Source organism: Telluria sp. RT2P19 (assembly GCF_059685725.1).
In genome coordinates this window covers 12,376-23,325 of sequence record NZ_JCASIL010000003.1, presented here as the reverse complement: position 1 = coordinate 23,325, position 10,950 = coordinate 12,376, and the positions used below count along the sequence as shown (strand labels likewise).

Here is a 10,950-nt window from a genome sequence, read left to right as displayed (position 1 = left end):
AATGTTTACCTGCCGGCGCCCGCATGCCTGCGCACATGCGCCGGGACGGCCGCCGCGGGCAGCGGCGCGAACGCGTAGGGCACCTCGAATCCTGGCGCGGCATCCACACCGCAGCCGGCCAGCGGCGCGCCATTGAGCAGCGAGCCGCGGTCGCTGAAGCTGCCCGCGTCGGCACCCTGTGCGAATGGTTTCACGGCGTCGGTGCAGCCGCGCGCATTGCCGATCTCGAAGACGTTGGCGTGCGCGACGATGCGCGCCCGCCTGGCCACGCCGACGCCGTAGTCGTGGCGATAGGCCGGATGCTTGCGGTCGCCGACGTGGTAGTTGTTGAACAGATGGACCTGGCCGAAGCGCACGCGCGGGGCGCGGCTTGAAATGTGTTCGAACAGGTTGTTGCTGATGGTGACGCGCAAGTGGCCGGCATCGTTTGCAGCCTTGTCGCTGGCGCCGACCAGCGTATTCTTGGCGTGCAGGGCGAAGTGGTTGTACGAGACGGTGATGTAGTCGCTTGCGTCGCGGATGTCCAGCGCGCCGTCGTGGCATTGCCTGACCTTGCCAGCCACGACCGGCAGCGTATCGTCCGTCACCGGAGCGTCGGTGAAGCTGTTGCGATCGACCCAGACGTGGGTCGAGCCGACGATCGCTATCGCGTCGAACTCGGCGTTCCAGTTGCCGTCGCCATCCTCCGGGTCCCAGCGCGGCGCGACGTCGCACGGATTGCGCAGGTTCAGGTTGCGGAGGATGACCTGGGAAACCCTGGTGAGCGTCAGGTGGGCGTTGATGAAACCGGAATGCGGTCCGTGTCCCACCATGGTGGTATTGCCCGGCACCGCGACGCGGCCACGCTTGGACTGGTCGGCCTGGTCGGCATATGGCCGTCCCTCGCTCATGTCGATGACGCCATCGACCTGCACGATGCGGCTACCCTGGACCGACTTGTCCAGCGCCTGGCGCAGCTGCGCGGCATTGCTGACGGTGAATACATTGGTGGCCGGCGCATCGGCGCCGCCGCGGGTGCCGCCGGCCTGCGCCGCCCAGCCGTCATGTGGCGCCACCTGGCGCGCCATCGGCGCGATGAGCACATTGCCGGGCACGCTGCCGGCACAGCCGCAGGCCGCCGCGGCAACCCACAGGATCAGGAAAGAAGGAACAATCTTCATGGCGCTCCGTGTGCAGACGGCACGCCGCTGCGCAGCAAGGATGGAAGGAAGAGGCACGCCGCCCGCTGGAGCGGCGTGCCGGCGGCACAGCTTAGAACGTGTAGTCGGCACGCACCGTGAACGCGCGACCGATCGGCTTGGCGATGTTCTGTGCGAACACGACGCGCGAGGACAGGCGCTGGTTCGACAGCGGCGGGTCGGTGTCGAACAGGTTGTTCACGCCGGCGCCGAGCTTGAAGTTCTTCGAGACCTTGTAGGTGGTCGACAGGTTGTACACGCGGTAAGGGTCGATCACGTTATAGAACGGCTGGCCCGGCTGCTGGGTCGGCAGGGCGTTGGTGTCTTCGTAGCTCGACGTGTACTGCTGCGTCAGCTGGGCGAAGAACGGACCGTAGCTCCAGTTCACGCGCGCCTGGTGCTTCCACTTGAAGATATAGGTGTTGGCCGAGGTCGAACCGGTGGACAGGGCGCCGATGCGGCCGACGCTGTCGACCCACGGGCTGGCCTCGTCGTTCTGGCCCAGGTATTTGTCGGTATAGGTGCCGTCCATCGAGAAGCCGAAGCGGCCCCAGTTCTTGGTCGGCACCAGGTAGTTCAGGCCGATGTCGATGCCCTGGGTCTTCAGGCCGCCCATGTTCAGGCGGGTCTTGGTGATGTAGGCCAGCGTGCCGTCGGGGTTGCGCACGAACAGGTCGCCGTAGCGGTCCAGGTTGTCGAAGATGGAATCCTCGTTGATCTGGGCGATCGTGCGCTTCATGTCGATCTTCCAGAAGTCGATGGTCGCCACGAAATTCTTGAACGGTTCGACCACGAAGCCGACCGTATAGGTCTTCGATTTCTCTGGCTGCAGGTCTGGATTGGCGCCGACCAGCGTGGTCAGGCGCGTGTTGCAGACACGCTCGGCGTCCAGGCCCAGGCCGGCGAAGCGCGGGTCGGTGGTGAGCGCGCCGGAGCCGGCCACGTTCGGGGTCGGGCCTGGGCACAGCAGCGGATCATCCCAGCTCGAGGTCGACGGCTGCAGGGAACGCGGAACGCCGTACAGCTCGGGCAGGGTCGGCGCACGGAAGCCCGTGCTGACCGTGCCGCGCACCATCAGTTGCTTCATCGGCTGGTAGCGGAAGCTGGCCTTCGGATTGAAGGTCGAGCCGAAATCGCTGAAATGGTCGCCCCGCACCGCGAAGTTGAGGTTCAGGTCTTTCGTCAGCGGTGCATCGAGTTCGGCGTACAGGCCCGAGACGCGCCGTGCGCCGCTCGGATTATTGCCAGGCGTGCCGCTGACGCGCCATACCACGTCGTTGCCGACCATCGGGACGTTTTCTTCATACGTTTCGCGGTGCCAGTCGCCGCCGACCGCGATCCCCAGGGCGCCGCCCGGCAGGTCCATCAATGTGCGGCTCAGGTTGAAATCGACGCCGTAGTAGCGCACATCGGCCTTGCGGAACACTTCGCCGTCGGCCGAGATGCTCTCGAGGTAGGCGCGGCCGGCTTCGTCCTGCGCGCCGAATGGATTCAGGATGCCGTTGGCGACGCCGGAATACACGGCGGGCGTGCGCACGAAGTTTTCCTTGAAGCCGCTGTCGCGGTGGCTGTAGCCATAGGACGCGCCAACGCGGTAATCCCAGTCCTTGACCTGGCCTTCGTCGGCGATCACCAGCCGGTGGTTGGTCTGCACATCGTGCAGCTTGGCCGGGCCCAGTTCGTCCAGGCTCCAGGTCAGCGCCAGGTCCTCGCCGTTCAGGCCCGCCACCGCCGGCACGCCGCCGCTGCCACCCGGGTACCACGGGCTGGCCGAGGTGATCATCAGCGGACGGCGCGATGCGGTCAGTCGGTCATAATCGGTGTTGTTGCCGAATGGCTGGGGCGGGCTGATGGCGTCGATGTACGAGCGCGCCAGGTTCAGTTCGACGGTGAGCATCTTGCCTTCACCGTGGGCCAGGCTGGCTTTGGTAAACAGCGTCACTTGCTGGTTTTCCGGCAGCAATTGCGGGTAGATGCCCGGGTCGGTGATGCAGGTATTGCCGCCGTTGGCGGCGGTACGGGTCGATGGCACCGTCGTTTGCGGCAGGCCAGGGGCCGCGCAGCCGGTGGCGAAATAGGGGTTGCCGGTGATGTTGGCCGAGCGCCCGTTGCGGTAGATCGTGTAGTTGGCCGGCGAGGCGGAGCCGCCCGAGGTGTTCGAATTGAACGGCGTGCCGCCGAGGGACGCGAGCTTGCCGGCGTCCCAGATCTGGGGCCGGTCGCGCTGCAGCAGCGACTCGCGGCGCTGGGCGCTGAAGGCGGTGTAGACGTTCCAGCCGTCCTTGGCGATGTCGCCCCTGCCAGCGACGATGGTCACGCGCTTCTGGTCGCCGCCCCCCGAGTGCTGCGGCTGGACCGTGCTGGCGTGCAGCGTCACGTCCGCCACCTGTCGCTTGGTGATGAAGTTGACCACGCCGGCGATCGCGTCGGTGCCGTACAGGGCCGACGCGCCGTCGCGCAGCACTTCGACCCGTTCGATGGCGGCCATCGGGATGACGTCGACATTGACCGAGCTCGCGCCCAGCGCCTCGTTGGCCAGGCGGCGTCCGTTGAGCAGTACCAGGGTGCGGTTCGTGTTCAGGCCGCGCATATTGATCATCGTGCCGCCGCCACCGCCGCCAACCGGTTCGTTGGTCGCGGCGACCGTAAGCGCCACGGCGACCTCGGACATGGTGGTCAGGCCCTGGTTGACCAGTTCTTCCGCCTTGTAGGTTGTCAGCGGCAGGGCATTTTCGGTCGCCAGGCGCTTGATCGAGGAGCCGGTCACCTCGATGCGCTGCATCGGCGCGTCCTGCGCCGCGGCGCCGTTTGCCAGCGTCATGGCCGCGAGTGCGAGGGCCGAGAGAATGGGGCCGGGCTGTATGGTCGTGCGATGGTTGTTCACTGGATGTCTCCTGACTGTGTCGTCGAATGCGTCCGGATGTCCCTCCGGGTCGCGGGCAAGAAAGGCGCACCACATCGGTCACCCGATAATTGGTATGTAATGAATTGTACTTTGGTCGGACCGCTTTAGCAATCTGGACGAGCCAGATATATTTTTGGTCTATACAAATTGAACAGCGGAGGCGTGCGCGGGCCGCCGCCATGGCGGCCGCCCGAAAGAAAGCCAGTGGGAGAGGGCGCCCGGCTGGAGGCCGGGCGGAAAACTCAGCCGCGCGAGAAGGTGCGGGTGACGCGGTCGAGGTGGGCGCGCATGGCCTGGCGCGCACCGGCGACGTCGTGCGCGGCGATGGCGGCGAAGATGTTGCGGTGGTCGATCAGCGTCTGCTGGCGCAGGTCTTCGGTCTGGAAATGTTCTTTCAGCTTGTGCCAAAGCGAACCACGCTGGCTCCACAGGTATTCGATCACGCCGACCATCGCGCTGTTGCCGGTGGCGCGCGCAATCGCCAGGTGGAAGTTGCGGTCGGCTGATTCGTTGCCGCTGCGATCTTCGTGGTGCTGCTCCATCTCTTCGACGGCAAGCAGGATCGCATCGATTGCCGAGTCGCTGGCATGCTTGGCGGCAAGCGCGGCGACTTCGACCTCGATCAGGCGCCGCGCCGCCAGCACCTCGAATGGGCCGGGGCCGGCGGTCGGCACGGGCGCCTGCGGCGCCACGTCCTCGCTGACATACACCCCGGAGCCGCCGCGCACCTCCACTTTGCCGCCCAGTTCGAGCGCGATCAAGGCTTCGCGCAGCGAGGTGCGGCTGACGCCGAGCTTGGCGGCGAGCTCGCGCTCGGCCGGCAGGCGCTCGCCGGCGCGGATGTTCTCGGCGCGGATCAGTTCCTCGATCTTGGCCGACACGACCCGATACAGCCGCGGCTCGTTGGTGCTTGCTTCATTCAGCGCTGGGGTCTTCTTCATCGATCGGTTCGTCCTGGATAAATGGCAATCGTTGCCAAAACTAGCGAATCTTAGCGTTGGTATGCTGAATGTTGCAAGTGGACTAAGTAAATATTGTCGCCAGTCGGGTGCGCTCCTCAGGGTTGCGGGTTCCAGCCACGCGCCGCGAACACCGCAGCGCGGCGCGACAGGCGTGCCGCCTGTTCGGGATCGAGCATGAACCCGCCGTAGCTGCGCGGCTGGCCGTCGGGACCCCGGTTGCCGTATTCGCGCCACCCGCCCTCGCGCGGAGTCGGGGCCGGCCTTCGCAGCCAGCCGTCGGCCGCGATATGGGGGCCGATATCGCAGTCGATGAAGGCGACGTGGTCCCAGGTGTTCGCGGTGCCCGGCGAGCGCGCGAGGTAGGCGCTGCCGTCCGCAGGCAGGTTGCCGGCGGGACCGGGGCCGCGGGTCAGGCGCGAGCGCAGGAAGATGAAGCCCGGTTCGGCGGGGCCGATGGTGCGCGCCTGCATGATATAGCCACCGCTGTCCGGACGGGCGCTGTCACCGATGCTGCGAATCTCGCTGTCCTCGAACAGCGTCGCACGATTGTTGCCCCAGATGAAGTCGACATTGCCTTCCACCAGCGATTTGTGGAACCAGGCATAACCCGTCAGTTGGAGGGTGTCCTGCTCGCTGAGGAAGTGGGCGTTACGTACCGTCAGGCGCCCGTCGCGGCTGCTGAAGTACAGTGTCTCTGCCTGCGGCGAATGGCCATCGGTGCGCAGCGTGCTGTTGTGCAAAGCGATGTCGCGCAGGTCGAGCAGGTCGCTGTCCTGGGCCAGGAACAGCGCGCGGCCGCCGAGCAGCCCAGGTGAACCGGGCATCTGGCCGGTGCCGGATCCCGGATTGAGGGTGTCGCTGTTGGCGGCGCGGATGACCGTCGCTTCGCGGCTGGCGCCGCGCACGGTGACGTTGTCCTTGTCGCGCAGGTACAGCAGTTCGGCGTACACGCCTTCGTGGACGTTGATCGTGATCGGCTTTGCGCGCGGCAGGGACATGGCGTAGTCGAGCGCGCCCTGTACGGTGCGGAAATTCGCGCGTCCCGCGCCAGCCACTGTCACGCTGTCGCCAGCCGGGCGGTGGGGCGTCGTGCGAAAGCGCCAGTGCGCGCCGCGGAAACCGCCTCCGCTCACCAGCCGCGCCTCGGCCAGCACTTCGTACTCGGTATCGTACTCGAGCGCCTGCGGCAGGAGCGCGCGCAATTCGCCGTCGACTATCTGCACGTCGTGCCGGCGCACGAGCCGCTGGCGTGGCGCCGGGCCGATGGCGGCAACCGTCTCGCCAGGACGGATCACGGCGACCAGTTGGCCATCGCGCTTGCGCACAACCCGAATGCTGCCTTCGCCACTGAGCGCGGCGCCGGCTGGTACGGCCAGGCGCAGGTGGGTATCGGGCGGCACGCCACGCTCGCCGGCCGCGGGACGGGTGGCGACCGGGCCGACGCGCGGCGCGATGAACTGCTGGCCCACCACGACCGCGAAGCTGGTCTGGGCCCACGGGTCGCTGGCGCCGCGCACCGTCAGCGCAGTGCGGCCGGGGGCGAGCGGCGTCACCCGCACGGCGCCGTCGACCACGTCGGCGGTCGCGATGCGCGGATCGTCGACAGCCGCCGCGAAGCCGGCGCTGGCGCCGATGGGTACGATCTCGGCCGGATCGCCGGCCTGCAACAGGATGCGCTGTTGCGCGACCCGGGCGGTCAGGCGGGCAGGTTCGGCATCGGCGGCGCTGGTCCTGAGGTCAAGCAGGAGGTGCGCGGCCGGCTCCCAGTCGAGTGGCTGCACGGCGCCGTGCAGGTCGGCCAGCGCGCTGGTCACCCGTTCGCCGTCGACCAGGGCCGTCAGCTGGCCGGCGTGGGCGGCGAACCCCAGCACCAGGGGCAGGTCGGTGGGGACGGTCCGGCGCCGCACCTGTCTCAAGCGTTCCACCTTTGGGCCGCGCGCAGAGAGCAGTTCGACCTGAAGCGTCTTTCCGCCGTCAATCAGCTGGAGGCTGGCCCCCTGCCAGTCGCCGTTGGCCTGGCGCCGTGCACGCAGCACGAAGGGCGCTCCCGGCGCCGGGATGATGCGCGCCTCGACGACTCCGCCAGCGGCTTCGCTGGCGACCGGACGCGCTCCGGCGTTCGCGCGTACGTGGTCGGGCACCTGGAGTGCCGGCAGCGCGGTGTAGGTATAGGGGACGCGCCAGCCGGCGTCGCCGCCGTGCGGGCAGGCCGCCAGCGGCTGGCCATTGAGCAGCGAACCATTGTCGACGAAGACGCCGGGGCTGCGCGCAGGATCGCGTACCAGCTGCTCGCAACTGCTCGCCCCGGCCACGTCGAAGGCGTTCGCGTCCGACAGCAGGCGCGCGGCGTGCGCTACACCGATGCTGTAGCCGTGGCCATAGACCGCCCGTCCGCGCTCGCCGACATAATAGTTGTTCAGCAGGTGCACCTGGCCATAGCGGACACGCGGCGCACGCTCGGCCACGTGCTCGAACAGATTGCCCTTGAGCGTGATCCGCAGCCGTCCCTGGTCGCTGGTGACGCGATCGCCGGCGCCGATCAGCATGTTCTTCTCGTGCTGGGCGAAGCGGTTGTAGGTGACGCTGACGAGGTCCGAACCCTGGGTGATGTCCAGTGCTCCGTCGTGGCACTGCTTGCGCTGGCCGTTCTCGATCGGAGCGCGGTCGTCGGTGTCGGGCGCGTCGGTGAAGCTGTTGTGGTCGATCCAGACGTGGCGCGCGTCGCGTACCGTGATGCCGTCGAATTCCGAGTTCCAGTTGCCCCTGGCGCCGTCCCGCGGATCCCATTGCGGGCTGACGTCGCAGGGATTGCGGATTGCCAGGTGGCGCACGATCACCTGCTCGACGCTGGTGATGAACAGGCTCCCATTGACGAATCCTGCGCCCGGGGCGACACCTATCAACGTGGTGTTCGACGGAATGCGCACGGCGCCGCGCAGCGCCTGGTCGGCGTGGTCGCGGAAAGGCCGGCCTTCGCTCATGTCGATTGTCGCCGCCACCCGGACGATGCGGGCCGCGGCCGGCGCCGCCAGGGCCGCCAGCAGCTGCGCGCGGTTGGCCACTGTATACACCTGGTCAGGGGTGGCGCGGGCGCCGCCGTGGGTGCCGCCTTGTTGCGCGGCCCAGCCGTCCGGTGGCGCGTGCTGGCGCTCGGCGTACGGGACGGGCGGGTGGCTGGCCGCGAGGGAGGGCGGAGACGCCAGCAAGGCCAGGGCGATCGCCGCGGCGGCGGCGTTCATCGCGCTCTCCGGACGCCGGTGGCCCTGGCGCCTGCGAATGCCGGCGCCAGGGCCGGGACTTGCCGCACCAGCTCGCGCGCGACGATCTCGGAGAAGCGCTGCGCGCCCAGCGCTCCGACGTGCGTGTGGTCGAAATTGGCGCCAGCGCGGGCCAGCTTGTCCGCTTCCTTGGGCCCCATGGCCTGGACGGCCGCGAGCGAGAGTGCGTTCAGGTCGACCAGCGGGGCGCCGGTGCTGGCGGCGACCTGGCGCACCGTACCGGCCCAGGGCGCCAGGTCGTTCTGCACATAGCCTTGCTTGAAGCTGCGGCGCGTGAGCGGGGTCACCAGCACCGGGATGGCGCCCAGCGCACGGGCTTCCTCGACGTAGCGCGTCATGTTGACAGGGAACTCGGTCGCATAGTCGGTGGAGCGTCCCGGCTTGCCTGGCTGGTCATTGTGGCCGAACTGGATCAGCACATAGGTGCGGCGGTAGTCGGTCGCATCGCGCAGCAGGTCGCTTACCTCGTCCCAGCGGCCCTCGGCCCGGAAGCTGCCGGAACTGCGCCCGCCGCGCGCCAGGTTCAGGCAGGCGGTCTCGGGAGTGAGGCGGGCGCACAGCGCATCGCCATAGCCAGTGCTGCTGGCCATCGTCGAGTCGCCGACGAGGATCAGGCGATCGTGCGCAGCCGGCGCCGACCAGGCCGTGCCCGCTGCCAGCAGCGCAAGGATGGGGATGGAACGAATGAGCTGCATAGAGTCTCCTGTCTGGTTCTAATGAGGCCGATTCTAATTTGGTCGGGCCGCTTTAGCAAGGCGGCTCAACCAGATATCGATGAGGCCGAGACTGCACATAAGATGTCAGACAACCAAGATGTCCGCCGCGTATTCGTTCGCGTATAATTCCTGCATCCTGTCCACAGTCGAATTACCCATGACTTTTCCCCAGCGCAAGCACCGCAACCTCGCCCAAGGTGTCGTCGAACACATCAGTGGCACCATCCGCCAGGGCATGCTCAAGCCGGGTGACAAGTTGCCGACCGAATCGTCGCTGATGGCCCAGCACGGGGTTAGCCGCACCGTGGTGCGCGAGGCGATCTCGCACCTGCAGGCGGCAGGGTATGTGCAGACCCGGCACGGCATCGGCACCTTCGTGATCGAGCGCCAGCAGTCCGGGCTCGGGTTCGACGCGGAAAACATCCTGACCTTGCGCGATGTGCTGTCGATCCTCGAGCTGCGCATCGGTGTCGAGACCGAAACGGCGGGCCTGGCGGCGGGCCGCCGCAGTGAAGACCAGGTCGACGAACTGGCCGCCGCGCTGTTCGAGATGCAGCGCGCGATGGCCGAGGGCAGGTCGGCGGTGGAAGCCGACAAGCGCTTCCACCTCTTGATCGCACAAGCGACCGGCAACCGCTATTTCGTCGACATCCTCGAGCAGCTGGGCAATGCGATCATTCCCCGTGCGCGCCTGGATACACCCAAGCTGGAGCAGGACAAGCCGGCCGATTTCCTCGAGCGCGTCAACCGCGAGCACGACGACATCTTCCGCGCCATCGAACGTCGCGATGCCGAAGCGGCGCGCGCGGCGATGCGCACCCATCTCTCCAACAGCCGCGAACGCCTGGTGCAGGCCCAGCGCCGCTTGGAAGCGACGCTGAACTGACAATTCAAGCAGTTTTTGCTTGCGGTTGCGCATCTTAGGTTGTACGATGACTTACAACTGCTTCATCGCACTACCTTGTTGTCCAACACTAGACCCATGGAGACCATTAGCATGCAACCAAACGAACTCAAGCAAGTCCTGTCGCACGGCCTGCTGTCCTTCCCGATCACCGACTTCGACGCGCAGGGCGAGTTCGATCCGAAAGGCTACGCCGCCCGCCTGGAATGGCTGGCGCCGTTCGGCGCGACCGCGCTGTTCGCCGCTGGCGGCACGGGCGAATACTTCTCGCTGCACGGCGAAGAGTACGGCCAGATCGTCAAGACCGCGGTCGAGACCTGCGCCGGCGTGGTGCCGATCCTGGCCGGCTGCGGCGGCCCCACCCGCACCGCCATCGCCCATGCACAGGAAGCCGAGCGCCAGGGCGCCAAGGGCCTGCTGCTGCTGCCACACTACCTGACCGAAGCCAGCCAGGACGGCCTGATCGCCCACGTCGAAGCGGTGTGCCGCTCGGTCAAGATCGGCGTCGTGGTCTACAACCGCGCCAATTGCCGCTTGACGCCCGACTCGCTCGAGAAGCTGGCCGACCGTTGCCCGAATCTGATCGGCTTCAAGGACGGCAATGGCGACATCGAACTGATGGTGTCGATCTGGCGTCGCCTGGGCGACCGCTTCAGCTACCTGGGCGGCCTGCCGACCGCCGAAGTGTACGCAGGCGCCTATAAAGCCCTGGGTACCCCGGTCTACTCGTCGGCCGTATTCAACTTCGTGCCACAGCTGGCGATGGACTTCTACCACGCCACCGCCGCCGACGACTTCGCGACCACCAACCGCCTGATCGACGAGTTCTTCCTGCCTTACCTCGAGATCCGCAACCGCAAGGCCGGCTATGCCGTCAGCATCGTCAAGGCCGGCGCGCGCCTGGTCGGCCACGGCGCAGGTCCGGTGCGTCCGCCGCTGACCGACCTGACCGCGGAAGAAGACCAGATGCTGCTCGACCTGCTGAAGAAGAACGGGGTGCTGTGATC

At 67.3% G+C, this 10,950-nt stretch carries 7 protein-coding genes; 2 read left to right on the top strand and 5 right to left on the bottom strand.

Annotation, left to right across the window (positions count from 1 at the left end):
• Window positions 1-5: 5 nt before the first annotated feature.
• The 5 genes from AC56KW_RS04425 to AC56KW_RS04405 form a co-directional block, all read right to left on the bottom strand.
• Window positions 6-1,160: a pectate lyase family protein gene (locus AC56KW_RS04425; RefSeq protein WP_497169522.1), complete on the bottom strand. Its 1,155-nt coding sequence runs from the start codon at window positions 1,158-1,160 to the stop codon at window positions 6-8.
• A gap of 91 nt (window positions 1,161-1,251) precedes the next feature.
• Window positions 1,252-4,062, bottom strand: a complete 2,811-nt coding sequence (locus tag AC56KW_RS04420; protein WP_497169521.1) for a TonB-dependent receptor plug domain-containing protein — start codon at window positions 4,060-4,062, stop codon at window positions 1,252-1,254.
• 263 nt (window positions 4,063-4,325) lie between these two features.
• Entirely contained in the window at window positions 4,326-5,024 is a 699-nt protein-coding gene (locus tag AC56KW_RS04415; RefSeq protein ID WP_497169520.1) for a FadR/GntR family transcriptional regulator, read from the bottom strand.
• A 116-nt stretch (window positions 5,025-5,140) separates the two neighbouring features.
• Window positions 5,141-8,284, bottom strand: coding sequence for a pectinesterase family protein (locus AC56KW_RS04410; RefSeq protein ID WP_497169519.1), 3,144 nt, complete (start codon window positions 8,282-8,284; stop codon window positions 5,141-5,143).
• Complete coding sequence (locus AC56KW_RS04405) at window positions 8,281-9,018, bottom strand: rhamnogalacturonan acetylesterase (protein ID WP_497169518.1); 738 nt, start codon at window positions 9,016-9,018, stop codon at window positions 8,281-8,283. Before AC56KW_RS04405 ends, AC56KW_RS04410 begins: the two co-directional genes overlap by 4 nt.
• A 178-nt stretch (window positions 9,019-9,196) precedes the next feature.
• Here AC56KW_RS04405 and AC56KW_RS04400 point away from each other — a divergent pair, with 178 nt between their 5' ends.
• On the top strand, window positions 9,197-9,925 hold the full coding sequence (locus AC56KW_RS04400) for a FadR/GntR family transcriptional regulator (protein WP_497169517.1): 729 nt from the start codon (window positions 9,197-9,199) through the stop codon (window positions 9,923-9,925).
• Window positions 9,926-10,036: 111 nt separating this feature from the next.
• The gene (gene kdgD, locus AC56KW_RS04395) at window positions 10,037-10,948 is read left to right on the top strand and encodes a 5-dehydro-4-deoxyglucarate dehydratase (protein WP_497169516.1); all 912 of its coding nucleotides are present in this window, start codon (window positions 10,037-10,039) and stop codon (window positions 10,946-10,948) included.
• The last annotated feature ends 2 nt before the right edge of the window (window positions 10,949-10,950 follow it).